7 protein-coding genes are annotated in these 19186 nt (G+C 74.4%); 3 read left to right on the top strand and 4 right to left on the bottom strand.

Translation table 11 applies throughout. From position 1 onward, the window contains the following. Positions 1-3: 3 nt before the first annotated feature. From ABTY61_RS03080 to ABTY61_RS03095, 4 genes are all read right to left on the bottom strand, one after another. Entirely contained in the window at positions 4-5148 is a 5145-nt protein-coding gene (locus ABTY61_RS03080; protein ID WP_350503159.1) for a non-ribosomal peptide synthetase, read from the bottom strand. A 102-nt stretch (positions 5149-5250) separates the two neighbouring features. Then, a complete protein-coding gene (locus ABTY61_RS03085; protein ID WP_350503160.1) occupies positions 5251-6525 on the bottom strand; it encodes an MFS transporter in 1275 nt (424 codons plus the stop codon). Then, entirely contained in the window at positions 6522-7274 is a 753-nt protein-coding gene (locus ABTY61_RS03090; RefSeq protein ID WP_350503161.1) for a thioesterase II family protein, read from the bottom strand. The genes ABTY61_RS03085 and ABTY61_RS03090 overlap by 4 nt, the downstream gene beginning before the upstream one ends. Positions 7275-7376: 102 nt before the next feature. Beyond that, positions 7377-12893: a non-ribosomal peptide synthetase gene (locus ABTY61_RS03095; protein WP_350503162.1), complete on the bottom strand. Its 5517-nt coding sequence runs from the start codon at positions 12891-12893 to the stop codon at positions 7377-7379. A gap of 191 nt (positions 12894-13084) precedes the next feature. Here ABTY61_RS03095 and ABTY61_RS03100 point away from each other — a divergent pair, with 191 nt between their 5' ends. Genes ABTY61_RS03100 through ABTY61_RS03110 form a run of 3 tightly spaced genes read left to right on the top strand, consistent with a single transcriptional unit; the run spans position 13085 to position 19151 of the window. Continuing rightward, entirely contained in the window at positions 13085-16372 is a 3288-nt protein-coding gene (locus ABTY61_RS03100; RefSeq protein WP_350503163.1) for a non-ribosomal peptide synthetase, read from the top strand. Next, complete coding sequence (locus ABTY61_RS03105) at positions 16369-17589, top strand: NAD(P)/FAD-dependent oxidoreductase (protein WP_350503164.1); 1221 nt, start codon at positions 16369-16371, stop codon at positions 17587-17589. Before ABTY61_RS03100 ends, ABTY61_RS03105 begins: the two co-directional genes overlap by 4 nt. 23 nt (positions 17590-17612) lie before the next feature. Continuing rightward, a complete protein-coding gene (locus tag ABTY61_RS03110) occupies positions 17613-19151 on the top strand; it encodes an AMP-binding protein (RefSeq protein WP_350503165.1) in 1539 nt (512 codons plus the stop codon). Positions 19152-19186: the final 35 nt, after the last annotated feature.

Consider the following 19186-nt stretch of genomic DNA (forward strand, 5'->3'; position numbering starts at 1 on the left):
CCGTCAGGCCCCCGGCGCCGGGCGGCGCCGGCGCACCACGGGCGGCTCCGCGGCGTCCGGCCGGGGCGACCGGTCGATCAGGGCCGCCAGCGCCGCGATCGTCGGGTGCTCGAAGCAGGCGCTCAGCGGCAGTTCGACGCCGAGGCCGTGGTGGATCTCGGCGAGCATCCGGATCGCCGCCAGCGAGTGGCCGCCGAGGACGAAGAAGTCGTCGTCGACCCCGATCCGCTCGGTCTCGAACAGCTGCTGCCAGATCGCGACCAGCGCCCGTTCGGTGGCGGTGCCCGGCGGGGTGCGGAAGCCCGCGGTGCCCTCCTCCGGCGGGATCCGCAGCGCCTTGCGGTCGGTCTTGCCGGACGGCAGCGTCGGCATCGCGCCGAGCACCACGAACCGGGCGGGCGTCATGGCCCGGGGCAGCGAGCGGGTGCAGTGCGCCCGCAGTTCGGCCGGGGTGGGCCGGGCCGCCGGGTCGGCCGGATCCACCGGGGTGACGAAGGCGACCAGGCGCGGTCCGGTCACCGCCGAACGGTCCACCACCACCGCCGAGTCGGCGACCTTGCGGTGCGTCCCGAGGACGGACTCGATCTCGCCGAGCTCGATCCGCACCCCGTGGATCTTCACCTGGCCGTCGATCCGGCCCAGGTACTGCAGCTCGCCGTCGACCGTCCACCGGGCCAGGTCGCCGGTGCGGTACATCGGCTCGCCCGGCGCGCCGTACGGGCACGGCAGGAACCGGTCCGCGGTCAGGTCGGGGCGGCCCAGGTAGCCGCGGGCCAGGCTCGCCCCGGCGAGGTACAGCTCGCCGGTGACGCCCGGCGGGACGGGGCGCAGCTCCTCGTCCAGGACGAACAGCCGGGAGCCGGCGATCGGCTCGCCGAGCGGCGGGCCGGCCTCCGGGCGCAGTGGGCCGGAGAGCGTGCCGAGCACGGTGGTCTCGGTCGGCCCGTAGGCGTTGTGCAGCCGGCGCCCGCGCCCCCACTGGGCCACCAGGTCGGCGCCGATCGCCTCGCCGCCGCTGACGATCGCGCGCAGCGCGGGGTACCCGCGGGCGGGCAGTGCGGCCAGGGCGGTCGGGGTCAGCACGGCGTGGCTGATCCGGCGCTGTTCGAGCAGGACGGCCAGCTCCTCGCCCAGCACCGGGTGGGCGGGCGCCACGACCAGGACGGCCCGGGCCCGGAAGGCCGTCAGGAGTTCCATGACGTACATGTCGAAGGTGGGGGACACCTGCTGGAGCATCCGGGGCTGCTCCCCGCCCTCGGCCGCCAGCACGCTCCGCTGCAACTGCTCGGCCAGCGGGGCGAGTCCGGTGTGGGTGACCACGACGCCCTTGGGCTGCCCGGTGGACCCGGAGGTGTACAGCAGGTACGCGGCGTTCGCCGGGTGCACCGGGGCGGTGACCGGGCGGTCGCCGGAGTGTTCGCCGAGCGCGTCCAGCAGGTCGGGGTCGTCCAGCAGCAGGGTCGGCGGGGCGTCGACGGGCAGGGCGGCGGCGCCGTCCGAGTCGGTGACCACCAGCGCGGCCCGGGCGTCGGCGAGGATGAAGGACAGCCGCTCGACCGGGAACCGGACGTCCAGCGGCAGGAACGCGCCGCCGGCCTTGGCGACGGCCAGGACGGCGAGCACCAGCTCCCCGCTGCGCGGCAGGGCGAGCGCGACGACGCTCTCCGGTCCGACGCCGCGGGCGACCAGCTCGGCGGCCAGCCGGTTGGCCTGCTCGTCCAGTTCGGCGTAGGTCAGGGTGAGGTCGTCGTCCGTCTCCAGGGCCGGGGCGTCCGGCGCGGCGGCCACCGCCTGCTCGAACAGCTCGGCGAAGGTGGCCGCCCCGGGGGCGGGGGCGCCGGTGCTCCAGGTGTCGAGGACCGCCTCGCGCTCGCCCGGGAGCAGCAGCTCCCACTGGGAGATCGGCAGGTCGGGCCGGGAGGTCGCGAGGTCGAGCGCGAGCAGCAGCCGCCGGGCCAGGGCCGCCCCGGCGGCCTCGTCGAAGAGGTCGGCGCTGACCGTCAGCACGCCGCTGATGGTGGCGCGGGCGCGGTCCTCGGTCAGTTCCACGGTGATGTCGAACGGGGTGGCGGGGGTGCCCAGGTCGAACGGCTCGGTGGGCAGTCCGCCGAGCGCGGGCACCGGTTCGGGCTCGCCGTTGAGGCTGGCCATCACCTGGAACAGCGGGTTGCGGCCGGACTGGCGGGGCGGGTTGAGGGCGGTGACGAGCTCGTCGAACGGCAGGTCCAGGTGGTCGTGCGCGGCCAGATTGGTCTCCCGGACCCGGGCGATCAGGGTGCGGAAGCTCGGGTCGCCCGAGGTGTCGGCGCGCAGCACGGCGGTGTTGATGAAGCAGCCGATCAGGTCGTCCAGCGCCTGGTCGGAGCGCCCCGCGGTGGGGGTGCCGAGCGGGATGTCGGGGCCGGCGCCGAGGCGGGTGAGCATCGCGGCGAGCGCGGCCTGCAGCACGATGAACACGCTGGCGCCGTGCTCGTGGGCGGCCGCGGTGATCCGCCGGTACAGCTCGGGGCCGGCCTCGACCCGGCTGGGCAGGCCGCGGAAGGTCGGCGCGGCCGGGCGCGGGCGGGCCCCCGGCAGGGCGAGCTCCTCGGGGAGTCCGGCCAGTGCCTTGGTCCAGAACTCCAGGCTCCGGCCGAACTGGCTGCCCGGATCCTCCGCCCGGCCCAGCTGCTGGGCCTGCCAGAGCGCGAAGTCGGCGTACTGGATGGGAAGTTCGTGCCAGTCGGGGGCCCGCCCGGCGGCCCGGGCGGCGTAGGCGGCGGCCAGGTCGCGGCAGAGCGGGGCCAGTGAGAGGCCGTCGCAGGCGATGTGGTGGACGTCCACCAGCAGCACGTGGGAGCGCGGGCCGGTGCTGAACACGTGCAGCCGCAGCGGGACTTCGGTGGTCAGGTCGAACGGGGTCTCCAGCGCCTCACGCAGCGCCTGCTGGAGGCCGTTCGGGTGGATGGCGCTCGCCCGGACCACCTGGGCCACGGCCTCCGGCGGCTGCACCGACTGGCGCGGCGCGCCCGTGTCGGCGGGGAAGAGCGTCCGCAGGATCTCGTGCCGGCGGCCGAGGTCCGCGGCGGCGGCGGCGAGCACGTCGAGGTCCAGTCCGCCTTCGATCCGCACCGCCAACGGCATGTGGTAGAACGCCTGTTGCTGCCCGAGCCGGTTGACGATCCAGATCCCGCGCTGGGCCATGGACAGTGGCAGGACCTCGGGCCGCCCGGCGGCGGCCGGTATCGCGCTGCGGGCGGGCGCCTCGGCGGGGGCCGCGGCGGTCTCGTCCAGCAGCTTCGCCAGGTCGGCGAGGACGGGGGTCTTGAGGATGTGGCGGACGGACAGCTTGACCGACCACTGGCGGCGGATCCGGGCGACCAGCCGGGTGGCCAGCAGCGAGTCCCCGCCGTCGCGCAGGAAGTCGGTGTCCCGGCCGACCGCCTCGGTGCCCAGCAGCCGGGACCAGATCGCCGCGAGGGCGCGCTCGGTGGGGGTGGCGGGGGCGGCCGGGCCGTCGGCGGCGGGGCGGGAGCGCTCGGTCCGGGACCGCGGCTCGGCGGCGTGCTCGGCGGCGCGCTCGACCCGGCCGTCGGCCAGCACCCGGGCCCGGCGCCCGCTCGGCGCGCCCGCCAGCAGCAGCTCGCCGTACACCCCGGTGGGCGCCCGGTTGCCGTAGCGGTCGCGGACCTCGGCCTCGGCGCCGTCCGCCTCGGCGGGCCCGTGCGCGCCCAGCACCACCGCGCCGACGCTCGCGGTGCCCTCGGCCAGGAAGGCCTCCAGCAGGGCCAGGTAGTCGGCGGCGAGCCGCTCCACGGTCTCCCGCTCGAACAGGTCGGTGGCGTAGTCGAAGGCGAAGCCGACCTCGTCCGCGGTGTAGCTCACCGCGAGCTCCAGGTCGAACTTGGCGGAGTCGTTGCGCATCTCGACGATCTCGACCGCCAGGCCCGGCAGTTCCGGCGGCGGCACCACCTGGTTGACGCTGCACATCACCTGGAACACCGGGTTGCGGGACGGGTCCCGGACCACGCCGAGCGCCTCCACCACCCGGTCGAACGGGACGTTCTGGTGCGACAGCGCCTCCGCCGCCACCGTCCGCACCTGGCCCAGCAGTTGGCGCAGGGTCGGATCACCGGCGAGGTCGACCGGCAGCGCCAGGGTGTTGGCGAAGTAGCCGATCACCGGCTCCCACTCGGCGCGCGGCCGGTTGGCCACCGGCACGCCGACGACCACCCGCTCCTCGCCGTTGTAGCGGTGCAGCAGCGCGGCGAGCACCGTCACCGCGGTGGCGAACAGCGAGGCCTCGTGGCCCGCGCCCCAGGCGGCCAGCCGCCGCTGGAGGTCCGCCGGGACGGGCACCGTGACGGTGGCGCCCGCACCGCTGAGCAGCACCGGCCGGGGCAGGTCGGCCGGGAGCCCGGCCTCCTCCGGCAGCCGGGCCAACTGCTCGCGCCAGAAGGCGAGCTGGCCGCGGTAGAGCTCCACGGTGGCCGGCTCGGCCTCCCATGCCGAGTAGTCGGCGTAGCGCACCGGGAGCGGCGCCAGGTCGGCCGGCGGGCCGCCGACCCGGGCGGTGTAGCAGGCGCCCAGCTCCCGGAAGAACAGCCCCTCCGACCAGCCGTCGGTGATCGCGTGGTGCATGGTGACGGCCAGGTGGTGGACGGGCACCGCCGCCGGTCCCTCGACACCGGCCCGGATCAGCTTCGCCCGGAACAGCGGCCGGCCGGCCAGCGCGAACGGGATCCGGCTCTCCTCGTCGATCAGCGCGATCACCGCCGGCTCGCCGAGCCCGGTCAGGTCCAGCTTCTCCCACGGCAGTTCGTCCGGGTCGAGGAGCAGTTGGAAGACCTCGTCCTCGTCCCCGGCGAAGGTGGTGCGCAGGCCCTCGTGCCGGGCCACCAGGTCGCCGACGGCGAGCCGCAGCGCCTCGGTGTCGAGTTCGCCGGCCAGCCGGAGCCGGAACGGCACGTTGTAGGTGCTGTTGGGGCCGTTCAGCTGCTCCAGGAACCAGAGCCGCTTCTGCGCCAGCGACGCGGGCTCCCGCCCGTCGCCCGGGCGGGCGGCCGGGACGGTGGCGGGCGCGGGGGCGGCGGGGTCCGCCTCCTCCGCCAGTGCGCGGGCGAAGACGGCGTCCAGTGCGGCGCGGCCGACCGCGTCGGTGTCGTTCACGAGACCTTCTGGCCTTCCTGGTTCGTGGGGGGCGTACTGGGGGTGCGGTTCCGGCGGCCCGTCAGATTTGGGCGGTCCGTCAGGTTCCGGCGGTCCGTGAGGTCAGACCGGGGCGACGGCCGGGGCGGGGACTTCGGTGGGGATGCCGGTCGCTTTGCGGACCGGGGACAGGGCCAGCAGGACCGCGGAGACCCCGATGCCGCCGGCGCACACCACGATCGCCCACTGGGTGCCCAGCAGGGAGCCGAGCGCGCCGCCGGCCATCGCGCCGAACGGCGTGCCGGCCATCACGATCATCCGGGTGGAGGCGTTCATCCGGCCCTGCATGGCGTCCGGGGTGATCGCCGACCGGTAGCTGCGGATGTTGACGGCGCTGGCGATCACCAGCACGGCGTAGGCGACCTGGACGAACATCAGCATCGCGAAGGCGACGCCGGTGGGCATCACCGTCGCGGCGGGGATGACCAGCTCGACGCCGGTCATCGCCACCGTCGTCCAGATCACCATCCGGCCGAAGGGCAGCAGCCTGCCCAGCCGGGCCGCGAACAGGGCGCCCATCAGCGAGCCCACGCCGGTGCCGGCCAGCAGCGCGCCGACCAGGATGCCGGGCAGGTCCAGGGTGCGGGTGATGAACACCAGGAACACCGGGTCGATCGCTATGGCGGAGAAGTTGATCAGGAAGGTGACCAGCACGAGGGTGCGCAGGGTCGGGTTGCCGAAGATGAAGCCGAGGCCCTCGCCGATCTCCTTCCACATCGAGGACGGCTCGCCGTCGGCGGGCCGCTCCGGCACCGGCTCCTTCTTGCGGATCCGCAGGGTGCAGGCGGCCGCCAGTCCGAAGGCGAAGACGTTGACCATGATGACCACCGGCCCGGTGAGCAGCTGCACCAGCAGGCCGCCGAAGGTCCGGCCGCCGATGTTGGAGACCGAACTGCTCATCTCCAGCTTGCTGTTGCCCTCGACCAGGTCCTCGCGCTCGACCAGGGCGGGCAGGATGGAGGCGTTGCCGATGTCCGAGACGGTGCTGCAGGCGCCGGTGCCGAACACCACGGCCAGCAGCAGCGGGACGCTCAGCAGGTCCGCCCAGGACAGCAGCGGCACCGAGAGCAGGATCAGCGAGCGGACGGCGTCCGCCGCCACGATGATCATCTTCTTCGGCCGGCGGTCCAGCCAGACCCCGACGAACAGGCTGATCAGCAGGTAGGGCAGGAACTCGGTGGCCAGCAGCAGGCCCATCTGGAACACCGAGGCGCCCAGGCTGACCGAGGCGATCAGCGGGACGGCCACCGCCACCATGTTGGTGCCCAGCATGGAGAGCGTCTGACCGGCCCAGAGCCTGCGGAAGTCCGGGTGGTCCCACAGTCCGGCGAGTTTCATGCCGCCCGCCCTTCCTGTGTCATCGCGCGGCCCATCAGGTCGAGCAGCGGCTGCGGGGCGCCGAGGAAGGCGTGGTGCCCGCCGTCCAACAGGTGCTCGTGGTGGCGGGCCGGCGGCACGTAGCGGCTCCAGCCGCCGAGTTGCTCCGGGCGGATCTCCACGTCCTGGCGCCAGCCGACCGCGTGCACCGCGCAGGCCAGCGGTTCGGGGGAGTCCAGGCGGTAGCGGCGCTGGGCCGCGAGGTCCTCCTCCAGCACGTCCAGCGCCACGTCGAGGAAGTCCGGGTCCATCCTGGTCCCGGCCGCCTCGGCGAGGACGTTCAGCTCGACCGCGAGGTCGTCCCGGCCCAGCCACAGCCAGCGGCCGAACGGGTCCTCGTCGGGGGCGAGCTGGGAGGACATGAAGAGCGCGGTCAGCTCCCGGCCGTGGACCCGCTCCAGTTCGAGCGCGGTGGCGAAGGCGGAGAGCGCGCCGCCGCAGTGCCCGAAGAAGCCGGTCGGGCGGTCCACCAGCGGGGCCAGCGCCGCTGCCGCCGCTGCCGCCAGGTTCTGGTAGGTGACCGGGTGCGGCTCGCGCAGCCGGTTCTCCCGCGCGGGCAGCTGCACCAGGCACACCTCGACCTCGCCGATCCGCTCGGGCCAGGCGCGGTACATCGAGGCGCCGGTGCCCGAGTACGGGAAGAGGAAGATCCGTGCCGGGGCGTCCTCGGATGGTGGGCGGAACAGCCATTTGCCCGCGTCGGTCTGCATGGCGCCGTGAACTCCTTGTTCCCGTCGGGTCGGTGGTGGGCCGGGGTGGGGCGGTGCTGGGGGCGGCCCGGTCGGTGCGGTCGGTGTGGTCGGTGCGGTCGGTCAGCCGTCGAGCGCCGCGGCGCCGAGGACGTCCGCGACGGCCCGTACGTGCGGCTGCCGGACCAGGCCGTAGTGGTCGGTGTCGAACCGGTGCAGCCGGAACGAGCCGGCCACCACCGCCCGCCAGGCCTCGGCGCTGCCCAGCGCCCGGCCGTCCCGGCTCTCCAGGTAGACCACGTCGCCAAGGTGGCGGCGCGGCCGGTAGGCGTGGTGCGCCCGGAGGTTGGTGGCGAAGACCCGGTGGCGCGCCTGCCAGGCCTCGCTGCCGGAGGCGTCCGGCGGGGCGCCGGTGAGGGCCAGGGTGTCCTGGAGGAGCGCCTCGGTGGTCCGGTCGTCGTCCAGGCCGTCGAGCTGTTCCGGCGCGGGGAAGGCGGCGTCGACCATGCCGAGCGTCACCTCCCGTCCGGCCTCGGTCAGCCGGCCGGCGGCCTCGAAGGCCAGCACCGCGCCGAAGGACCAGCCGGCCAGGTGGAGCGGCCCGGCCGGGTGCTCCCGGACGATCCGCGCCACGGCCGCGGCGGCCAGCTCCTCGACGGTGCTTCCGGCCGGTTCGGCGCAGTCCAGCCCGTGCACGGCCAGCCGGGGGTCGAGCGCGCCGGCCAGCGCCAGGTAGCCCAGCGCGCTGCCGCCGACCGGCGGGAACAGCCACAGCGGCGCGCCGTCCGCGGGGCGCAGGGCCAGCACGTCCCAGCCGTTCCCGGCCGCCTCCGGGGCGGGCGCCGCCAGCAGGGCGGCCAGCCGTTCCACCGTGTCGTGGGTGAACAGCTCGGCCACGGTCAGCCGGCGGTCGAAGTCCCGGCGGAGCCGCCCGATCAGCCGGACGGCGGCCAGCGAGTGCCCGCCGACCCGGAAGAAGCCCTCGTCGACGGCGAAGTCCGCGCTGCCCAGCACGTCCGTCCAGGCGGCCGCGACCAGGCGTTCGGCCGTGCCGAGCGCCCGGGCGGGCGCGGTGCGGCGGACGGTGCGGCCGGGGGCCGGCAGCCGCTTGCGGTCGACCTTGCCGCTGACGGTCAGCGGCAGTTCGGCGAGCGGCACCCAGGCGGCGGGCACCAGGTGCCCGGGGAGCAGCCGTTCGGCGTGCCGGCGCAGTTCCCCGGAGGGCAGTGCGGCGCCGGGCCGGGCGGTGTAGTAGCCGATCAGCCGTTCGCCGTCGTGGGTCACGGCGGCCGCGCCGCAGTCCGGGTGCGCGGACAGCACGGCCTCGACCTCGCCGGGCTCGACCCGCATGCCGCGGATCTTCAGCTGGGCGTCGGTCCGCCCCAGGTACTCGATCGCGCCGTCCGGGCGGCGGCGGGCGAGGTCCCCGGTGCGGTAGAGGCGTTCCACCGTGCCGTCCGGCCAGTGGTGTGCGGTGAAGCGCTCGGCGGTGAGGTCCGGCCGGCCGTGGTAGCCCTCGGCCAGGCCGGTGCCGCCGATGTACAGTTCGCCGGCCGTGCCGACCGGGACGGGGTGGCCGGCCGGGTCGAGCAGGTGGATCCGGGTGTTGGCGATCGGCCGGCCGATCGGCACGGTGTCCGCGCCGTCGCGGGCGCAGTGCCAGTACGTGACGTCCACGGCCGCCTCGGTGGGGCCGTACAGGTTGGCCAGGGCGGCCTTGGAGCGGTCCAGGAAGTCCCGGGCGAGGTCGGCCGGCAGCGCCTCGCCGCTGCACACGACCTGGCGCAGCGCGGTGGCCGCGGAGAGGTCGGCGGCGTCCAGGAAGGCCCGCAGCATCGAGGGGACGAAGTGCGCCACGGTGACGGCCTGCCGGGCCAGCACCTGTTCGAGGTAGCCCGGGTCCCAGTGGCCGCCGGGCTCGGCGACCACCAGCACGGCGCCCTCGCGCAGCGGCCAGAAGAACTCCCACACCGAGACGTCGAAGGTGTACGGGGTCTTCTGCAGCACCCGGTCCCCGGCGGTCAGCCGGAACTCCTCCTGCATCCAGTCCAGCCGGTTGGCGATCGCCCGGTGGGAGACGACGACAGCCTTGGGCCGACCGGTGGAGCCGGAGGTGTGGATGACGTACGCCGGGCCGCCCGGTCGGACCTCGACCTGCGGGGGACGGGCGCTCACCGGGAGGTCGTCCGGGACGAACTCGACCTGGATGTCCGGCAGTTCGACGCCCTCGGTGCCGGCGGCGGTCAGCACCGCCCGGCAGCCGGACCCGACGATCAGACCGGCCGTGCGTTGCGCCGGATCGGTCGGGTCCAGCGGGACGTAGGCGCCGCCGGCCTTGAGCACGGCGAGCAGCGAGACCACCAGTTCCGGTGAGCGCTCCTGGACGATCCCGACGTGGTCGCCGGGCCGCACCCCGAGGGCGGCCAGCCGGTGCGCCAAGGTGTTGGCCCGGCCGTCCAGTTCGGCGTAGCTCAGCACCCGGTCGCGGAACAGCACGGCGGGTGCCTCCGGGGCGTCGGAGGCCCGGACGGCGATCGCGGTGTGCAGCAGGTGCGGGCCGGGGTACGCGCGCTCCGTCCGGTTCCACTCCCGCAGTGCGGCCAGTTCGGGGGCGGCCAGCAGCGGGCCGGCGGTGGGGGAGGCGGCCGGATCGGCCAGCATGGCCCGGAGCACGGCCTCGTGGTAGCCGAAGTACCGGTCGGCGTCGGCGGCGGTGACCCGGTCGGCGTCGTAGCGCAGGCCGAGCCCGATCAGGTCGGTCGTGGTGTCGCGGGAGAACTCCGAGCCGAGCAGGAAGTCGGTGGGGGTGCGGCTGTCCTCGTCCAGCACCTCCAACTCGCCGGTGGGGACGTCCGATTCGTTGCGGAAGTGGGTGTAGTTGAAGAAGGTCTCGAAGGCGGCCGCGGCGGCCACCCGGCCGCGCAGCTCCGGCATCGGGAAGCGCCGGTGCGGCTGGATGGCGAGGTCGGTCGCGGCGACCTGCCGGATCAGCGCGGACCAGCTCTCGGCGGCCGTCCGGCAGCGGACCGGGAGGGTGTTCAGGAACAGGCCGACCACCCGGTCCCCGTCCGGCTCGGCGATCCGGCCGTTGTAGACGGCGCCCGAGACCACGTCCTCGCTGCCGGTCAGCAGCGCGATCACCCGCAGGTGCGCGGTGAGCAGCACGATCCGCACCGGGACCTGCGAGCGGGCGGCCAACGCGACCAGCCCGGCGGACAGTTCGGCGGGCAGCGCGCGCGGCACCACTGCCATGTCCGGCACCCCGGTGCCCGGGGCGGCCGGGACGGAGCCGAGCGCCAGGCCGTCGAGCTGGGCCTGCCAGAAGGCGAGCTGCTGCGGGTCGCGCACGGCGGCGCGTTCCAGGGCGACGAAGGAGCGGTAGCGGGCGCGGGGCGGCGGCGCCAGGGCGGCCGGGCCGCCGCCGAGGGCGGCGAGGTAGAGCCGGAGCAGCTCGCCGAACAGGATCCGCTCGCTCCAGCCGTCGATCACGGCATGGTGCACCACCGTCCACAACTGGACCTCGTCCTCGGCCAGTCGGGCGAGGTGGTAGCGGATCAGCGGCGGGCGCTCCCAGTCGAAGAGGTCGCGGGCCTCCCAGTCGGTGCGCTGGTCGATCAGGGCCCGCTGCTCCGGCTCCGGCACGCCGCGCAGGTCCTCGAAGCTGACGGGCGGGTGGGCGATCCGCCGGTGCACCACCTGGAGCGGCTCGGAGAAGCCGCCGGGCGCGAAGGAGGTGCGCAACAGCTCGTGGCGCTCCAGCAGTTGGGACACGGCGGTGCGCCAGGCCTCGGCGGAGAACGCCACCCGCAGCCTGGTCAGCAGCACGTCGTGGTACATCGCGGTGTGCGCCTGCTGGCCGCTGCGGTAGAGCATGCCGGACTGCAGGGCGGTCAGCGGGTAGGCGGCGACGGCGTCGGCGGGCAGGCGCGGCCGGTCCTCGGCCGGGACCAGCTCGAACGGCCCGGTGGGGGCCGGCTCGGCGGCGGGCCCGACGGCCCCGACCAGCGGGGCCAGTTCGCGGACGGTCTGGTTGCGGAGCAGGTCGCGGACCCGGAAGCCGAGGCCGCGGGCGGCGGCCCGGGCGACGATCTGCACGCTGCTGATGGAGTCGCCGCCGAGCTCGAAGAAGTTGTCGTCGATGCCGACGGCGGGGCGGCCCAGCACCTCGGCCCAGACCTCGGCGAGCACCCGCTCGGTGTCGTCGCGCGGGGCGGAGTCGACGGTGGGGCCGGACGCGGTGGCGGGCTCGACCGCGACGGCGCGGAGGGCGAGCGGTGGGGCGTCGGTGGTCGGGAGGTCGGTCAGGAAGTCGGTCAGCGGGCGGTCCGGCCGCTCGGCGGCGAGCTCCAGCACCCGGGCGTAGCGCGCCGCGAAGTCGGCGATCCACGCGGGCGAGAACCGGTCGGCCCGGTACTCGAACTCGGCGACCGGCCCGGCCCCGGTCCGGTTGACCTGGAGGGCGAGCTGGTACTTGGCGGTGACCGACGGGACCTCGACCGGGCGGAACTCCAACTCCCCGGCCCGGACCGGCTCGAAGAAGTCCTCGCCGACGGTGAAGGCGACCTGGAAGACCGGCGGGTGTCCGGGGTGCCGGGGTGGCCGGACCTCCTTGACCACCGTCTCGAAGGGCACGGCCTGGAGGTCCTGGGCCCGCAGGACGGCGGCGCGCACACGCTCCACCAGCTCGCGGAAGGTGCGGGGGCCGGTGAGGTCGGTGCGGACGGCGACCATGTTGACGAAGCAGCCGACCGTCCGCTGGAACTCGGTCCGGCTGCGGTTGAGCGCGGGGGTGCCGACGATGATGTCGCGCAGCCCGGTGCGGTCGGCGAGCAGCAGGTCGTAGGCCGCCAGCAGCACGGTGAACAGGGTGGTTCGTAACTCGCCGGCGAGTGCGGCGAGGTGTTCGACGGCCGGCCCGGGCAGCGGGACGTCGGCGGTGCCACCGGGGGCGGTCGGGTCGGTCGGGTCGGATGGTCGGAGGTCCCCCGGCAGCTCCAGCACCGGCAGCTCCCCGGCGAGCAGCTCGGTCCACTCGCGCCGGGCGCGCCGGCCGGCCGGGCCGGCCAGCCACTCGTCGTGCCAGAGCGAGTAGTCGCCGTACTGGTACTCGACCTCGGGCAGCCCCGGTTCCGTCCCGGTGCTGAACGCCGCGTAGTGGGCCGCGAGTTCGTCGCGCACCAGCTTGGCCGACCAGCCGTCGAAGACCGCGTGGTGGCAGCAGAGCGTGACCACATGGCTGCCGTCGGCGCAGCGCAGCAGGCCCGCCCGTACGAGCGGGCCGCGCTCCAGGTCGAAGGGGGCGCGGGCGGCGCGCGCCATCCGCTCGTCGCGCTCCTCCGCGTCCCGGCAGGTGGCCAGGCGCCATTCCAGCCGGGGTTCCGGATGGACGACCTGGAGGAGCCCTTGTTCGTGAATGCGGAAAGTGGTGCGCAGTGCCTCGTGCCGGGCGAGCACGGCGGTCACGGCATTCCGGAGCGCCGGGATGTCGACCGGCCCGCGGACTTCCCAGAAGCACGGGATGTGAAAGGCGGGTGCGTCGCCCACGGTCTGCTGTGCGAGGAAGAGTTGCTCCTGGACCTTCGACGCCGGGAACGAATCGTCGTCCGTTGCGTCCGATTGTGCGGGGAACTCGATGTCCACGGCTCGTAGACGCCTTTCCTCCTGGGTACGGAGACACCACCGGGTCCCCGGGAACGTCAGCATACAGGCGGGAAATGCCACGGCAAGGGGGGAGATCTTGCCTCGTCCGTAAGGGATTTGACCTCTGTCATGATCGCATCGAGTAGGGTAGTCTCGCGGCGTCTTGCAGTGAAGAGAGCGGGGGATCAACCATGCCCGAGCGTGTCGTTCCGATCTCGCCGCAACAGCGCAGGCTGTGGCTCCTGCACAGTCTGCATCCGCGACTCCCGCTCTACAACGGCCCGGTGGCGCACGAGATCCGGGGGGAACTCGATGTCGCGGCGCTGGAACAGTCGATCCGTGCACTGATATCCCGGCACGCCGCCCTGCGGTCCGGTTTTTCCGTGGTCGACGACCAGCCCGTACAAGTGGTCGTCGACCGGCTGGAGTTCAGCCTTCCCGTGCACGACCTGAGGGGGGATCCCGATTCCCTCCGGGCCCGGGTGCGCGAGGCCGCCGCCGCGCCGTTCGACCTGGAACGCCCCGGGGTCTTCGACTTCCGGCTGTTCCGGTCGGCGGACACGGAGTGGACGCTGCTGCTGAACCTGCATCACATCATCACCGACGGCTGGTCGAACGCGGTGATCGCCGACGAGATCGGCCGGGGCTACACCGAGGCGTCGGCCGGTCGGCCGTCCGCCGCCGAGGAGGCCGCCCAAGGGGAGGCCGGCGACTACGCCGCGTACGGCGCCGCCCTGGCCGAGCGGCTGGCCGGCGGCTTGGCGGAGCGCCAACTGGCCTACTGGACCGAGCACCTGGCGGGCGCCCCCGACCTGCTGCGACTCCCGCTGGACCGGCCCCGCCCGGCCCGGCAGCGGTTCCGCGGCGAGCTGCTGGACTTCGCGCTCGACCCGGACCTGGCCGAGCGGGTGCGTCGGACCGCGGCCCGGCACCGGACCACGGACTACGTGGTGCTGCTGGCCGCCTTCACCCTGCTGATGCACACCTACAGCGGCGAGCGCGACGTGGTGGTGGGCGCGCCCGTCACCAACCGGGACGACTCTGCCCTGGACGAGACCGTCGGATTCTTCGTCAACATCCTGCCGCTGCGCAGCCGGAGCCGCCGCGGAGAGAGCTTCTCGGAGTATCTCCAGCGCTGCCGCGCCACCTTCATCGGGGGATTCCGCAACCAGTCGGTGCCTTTCGACGAAATCGTCAAGGTGACGGACAGTCAGGGTTCGCTCGGCCACTCCCCGTTGGTCCAGGCGGTATTCGGATACCACCAGGAGTCCCCGACCCCCCTCCCGTTGGACGGCCTGCGGACGAGCCGCTGGAACGTGCCGACCGGATTCGTCCAGACGGACCTGGAGTTCGACCTCGCACGGGCCGCGGACGGTTCCGTGGCCGGCGTCATCGCCTATGACAGCGACCTGTTCGACGAAGCGACGATCGCCCGGCTCGGCGCGAATTACCGCGCCTTGCTGGAGGGGGCGTTGGCCGATCCGCAGACACCGCTGGCCCGAATCGAACTGCGTTCCGCGGCGGAAATCCTCATCGACCGCGAGGTGAACGCGACCGAGGCCGAGTTCCCGGCCGACGCCTGTCTGCACGAGCTGTTCGAGGCGCAGGCGGCGCGCACCCCCGACGACGTCGCGGTGGTCTCCGGGACGGCCCGGCTCGGCTACCGCGAACTGGACGAGCGGGCCGAGGCGCTGGCCCGGGAGCTGCGGGCCCGGGGCGTCGGCCCCGAGCGGGCGGTCGGCATCTGCCTGGAACGCTCGGTGGAGCTGGTGGTGGGGCTGCTCGGCATCCTCAAGGCGGGCGGCGCCTACCTGCCGCTGGACCCGGCCAGCCCGCCGGCCCGGATCCGGCAGATCCTGGCCGACGCCGCCGCGCCGGTGCTGCTGGCCGACCGGGCCCTGGCCGAGGAGATCGACGCCGCCTCGGTCGGCGCCCTCGCCGTCGACCTCACGGCCCTCGACCTCACGGCCGCCGGTCCGGCCGGTGCGGGAGAGGCCCCCCGCCCGCACCCCGAGAACCTGGTCTCCGTCTACTACACCTCCGGCTCCACCGGCATGCCCAAGGGCGTGGCGAGCCGGCACCGCGGCTGGGTGAACCGGATGGTCTGGATGCAGCGCCGCCACCGGCTGGCCCGGGGCGAGACGGTGCTGCACAAGACCACGCTGACCTTCGACGACTCCGCCCTGGAGATCTTCTGGCCGCTGTCGGTCGGCGGCCGGGTGGCCGTCCTCGAGCCGGGCCGCCACCGGGACCCGGTCGCGGTGCTGGAGGCCGCCACCCGCTACGAGTCGGTGTACCTCCAGGTCGTCCCGAGCATGCTGAACGCGGTGCTCGACCTGGTGGAGCAGGCACCCGAGCGGGTGCCGCCGCTGCTGCGCAACACCACCTCCAGCGGCGAGGCGCTCACCGCCGCGACCGTCGAGCGCTTCCACCGGCTGATGCCGGGCGCGCTGCACAACACCTGGGGTGCCACCGAGGTGTCGATCGACTCGACCTGCCACACCTGCGGCCCGGCCGACGAGACCGCCGCCGGACCGGTGAACCTGGGCCGCCCGTTCGACAACAACACCGTGCACGTGCTGGACGACGAGCTGCGGCCGGTGCCGGTCGGCGTGGTCGGCGACCTGTACATCGGCGGCCTCGGCCTCGCCCGCGGCTACCTCAACGACCCGGCCCGCACCGCCGGAGCCTTCCTGCCCGACCCGTTCCGCCCCGGCGAGAGGCTCTACCGCACCGGCGACCAGGGCCTGCTGCACCCCGACGGCGGCTTCCGCTTCGTCGGGCGCAGCGACCACCAGGTCAAGATCCGCGGCATGCGGGTCGAGCTCGGCGAGATCGAGACGGCGCTGCACGGCCACCCGCAGGTGCGGGAGGCCGTGGTGGTGATCGCGGCGGAGGGCCCGGCCCAGCGGCTGGTGGCCTTCGTCACCGCCGTCGACCCGGCCGACCCGCCGACCCTCGACGCGGTCCGCGAGCACGCCAAGGAGTGGCTGCCGCAGTACATGATCCCCGCCCAGCTGGTGGTCGAGCGGGCCTTCCCGCTGAACGCCAACGGCAAGGTGGACCGCAAGGCGCTCAAGGTGCCCGCGCCGCCGGCCGGTTCGCAGGCCTCCGGTGGCGAGGCGCCGCGCACGCCCTCCGAGCAGTTCGTGGCCGGGGTGTGGCGGGAGCTGCTCGGCGTCGAGCGGATCGGCGCCGAGGACGGCTTCTTCATGCTCGGCGGGCACTCGCTGATCGCCACCCGGTTCACCGCGCGGGTGCGCCAGCGCCTCGGCGTGGAGTTCCCGCTGGTCACGCTCTACTCGGAGCCGACGGTACGGGCCACGGCGCGGACGCTGGAGGAGCTGGTCGCCGAGAAGCTGGCGGCCGATGCGCGGCCGGCGGTCGCACAGCCTGCCGACCCGCGCCCCGCAGCCGCGCGCCCCGCCGACGCCCAGCCTGCCGACGCCCGGCCGGAGCCCGTCGAGGTCGAGCGGTGACCGGCGGCTGGGACGCCGTGGTGGTGGGCGCCCGGGTCGCGGGCGCCGCCACCGCGCTGCTGCTCGCCCGGGCCGGCCACAAGGTTCTGCTGATCGACCGGGCCGCCTTCCCCTCGGACACCATGTCCACCCTGTTCATCCACCAGCCGGGCGTGGCCAAGCTCTCCGAGTGGGGCGTCCTCCCGGCACTGCTGGACTCCGGCTGCCCCGCGCTGGACACCATCAGCTACGAGGTCGGCGGCGTCCGGCTGGCCGCCCCGGCACCGGTGATGCCGGGCGCCCCGGCCGCCTTCGCCCCGCGCCGCCAGGTGCTGGACCAGCTGCTGGTGGACGCGGCCGTCAAGGCGGGCGCCGAGTTCGTCGACCGGGCCAACCTCCAGGAGCTGGTGCACTCCGACGGCCGGGTCACCGGCGTCCGCTTCCGCACCGCGGCCGGCCTGCGCACCGAGCACGCCCGGCTGGTGGTCGGGGCCGACGGGATGCGCTCCCGGGTGGCCCAGCTCGTGGACGCGCCGGTGGAGGTGGGCGATCCACGGGCCAGCTGTGTCTACTACACCGGCTGGACGGGCATCAGCACCGGCTTCGGCTTCCACGAGAGCCCCGGCAACTGGATCGTCCGGATCCCCACCCACGACGACGTCACCCTGATCTCCACCTACTTTCCGCAGGACCGCTTCGCCGAGATCAAGCAGGACCCGTTCCGCCACCACCTGGCGGCCGTCCGCTCCACCGCGCCCGAGCTGTACCAGCAGGTCGCCGAGGCGGACCAGATCGAGGCGATCGTCGGGACCGGCGACCAGCAGAACTACTTCCGCCGCGGGCACGGCCCCGGCTGGGTGCTGGTCGGCGACGCCGGGCACCACCTGGACACCATCAGTGCCCGCGGCATCACCAACGCTCTGCTCCAGGCCGCCTTCCTGGCCGAGGAGTTGACGGCGGGGACGGCCGGTGCCGCCCAATTGGACGCCGCCCTGGCCCGGTTCACCCGCCGCCGGGACGAGGAGCTGACCGAGCCGTACCAGAGCACCCTGGAGCTGGCCAGGCTCACCGTCACGCCGTCCCGGCTGGAGCTGCTGCGCACCATCGGCGCGTCCCCCGAACTGACCGGCCGCTACTTCGCCGTCGTCGCCGGGATGCTCGGCATCGACGAACTCTTCGACGACGACTTCCTCGACGAGGACTTCGACGAGGACTTCGACGAGGACGACCAGTTCTGACCCCCCTATCTGGAGGAACCCGCATGAGTCCCGCTCCACTCTCGCTCTGGGGCGGCGAGTCCCACCCGCCCTGCCTGCTGGCCGCGTTCGAGGAGCAGGCCCTCGCCACGCCCGGCGCGACCGCCGTGGTCGACGGCGAACTGAGCCTGACCTACGGCGAGCTGCTGGCCCGGGTCAAGGGCATCGCCGACGGCCTGGCCGCGGCCGGGATCGGCCCCGAGGACCGGGTCGCGGTCACCGGGCGGCGCAGCGCCGCGGTGGTGGCCGCGCTGCTCGGCACCATGTGGGCGGGCGCCGCCTACCTCCCGCTGGACCGCGAGTACCCGGCGGCCCGGCTCGCCCACATGCTCAAGGACAGCGGCGCCGGCCTGCTGCTGTACGCGGACGCGCCGCCGGAGTTCGAGGTACCGGTGCCGAGCCTGCCGATCGCCGGCCTGCCGGCCACCGGAACGGCCGCGAAGGTGGACTGCCGCCCCGAGCTGTGGACGTACATCATCTACACCTCCGGCTCCACCGGCCTGCCCAAGGGCGTGTCCGTGCCGCACAGCTGCCTGGACACCATGGCCGCCTGGCAGCGCGACCACTCCGTCCGGCGGGACCTGCGCACCGCCCAGTTCGCCCCGCTCAACTTCGACGTCTCCTTCCAGGAGGTGCTGGGCACCCTGTGCGGCGGCGGCACGCTGGTCGTGGTGCCGGAGGAGCTGCGGCAGGACCCCTTCGAGCTGCTGGAGTGGCTGGGGGAGCACCGGATCGAGCGGCTCTTCCTGCCGTACGTCGCCCTGCAGATGCTCGCCGTGGCGGCCGCTGAGGAGGAGTCGCTGGACCACCTGGCGCTCGCCGAGGTCAACGCGGCCGGCGAGCAGCTGGTCTGCACGCCCGACATCCGCGAGCTGTTCGCGCGGCTGCCGCGGTGCCGGCTGAACAACCACTACGGGCAGAGCGAGTCCGCGATGGTGACGGCTCACACCCTGACCGGTCCCAGCGGCTCCTGGCCCGCGCTGCCGCCGATCGGGGTGCCGCTGCCGGGCTGCGAGCTGCTGATCGACCCGCTGGACGCGGCCGAGCCGAACGTCGGCGAACTGCTGGTGGCCGGGGCGCCGTTGTCGCCCGGCTACCTCAACCAGCCGGAGCTGAACGCCAAGCGCTTCGTCACCGTCGACCCGACCCCGCACGGGCACACCGCGGCCTTCCGCACCGGGGACCTGGTCCGGCTGGAGGACGGCGCGGTGACCTTCCTGGCCCGCCGGGACAAGGACGTGAAGATCCGCGGCTACCGGGTCAACCTGCTGGAGATCGAGGTGCGGCTGCTGGAGCTGCCGACCGTCTCCGCCGCGGTCTGCGTGGCGCTGGACGACGGGCAGGGCTCGCGCTCGCTGCACTGCGCGGTGACCGTGGACGCGGGCGCCGAGCCGCTGGACGGCGCCCGGGCGGCGGAGGAGCTGCGCCGCAACCTGCCGGACCCGTACATCCCGCGCTCCTTCACCACGGTGGCGGCGCTGCCGCGCACCCACAGCGGCAAGGTCGACCGGGACGCGGTGGCCCGGGCGCTCGCCGGGCGCTGACGCCACGCGCGCAGGGCCGGCACCCGCCGACGGGT

Source organism: Kitasatospora sp. NPDC096128, from assembly GCF_040303105.1.
In the GTDB taxonomy this organism is placed as follows: domain Bacteria; phylum Actinomycetota; class Actinomycetes; order Streptomycetales; family Streptomycetaceae; genus Kitasatospora.

Coding starts and splice junctions, on each gene's coding strand:
- ABTY61_RS03090 (WP_350503161.1), bottom strand. CDS start 7,274: ATGCAGACCGACGCGGGCAAATGGCTGTTCCGCCCACCATCCGAGGAC.
- ABTY61_RS03110 (WP_350503165.1), top strand. CDS start 17,613: ATGAGTCCCGCTCCACTCTCGCTCTGGGGCGGCGAGTCCCACCCGCCC.
- ABTY61_RS03100 (WP_350503163.1), top strand. CDS start 13,085: ATGCCCGAGCGTGTCGTTCCGATCTCGCCGCAACAGCGCAGGCTGTGG.
- ABTY61_RS03085 (WP_350503160.1), bottom strand. CDS start 6,525: ATGAAACTCGCCGGACTGTGGGACCACCCGGACTTCCGCAGGCTCTGG.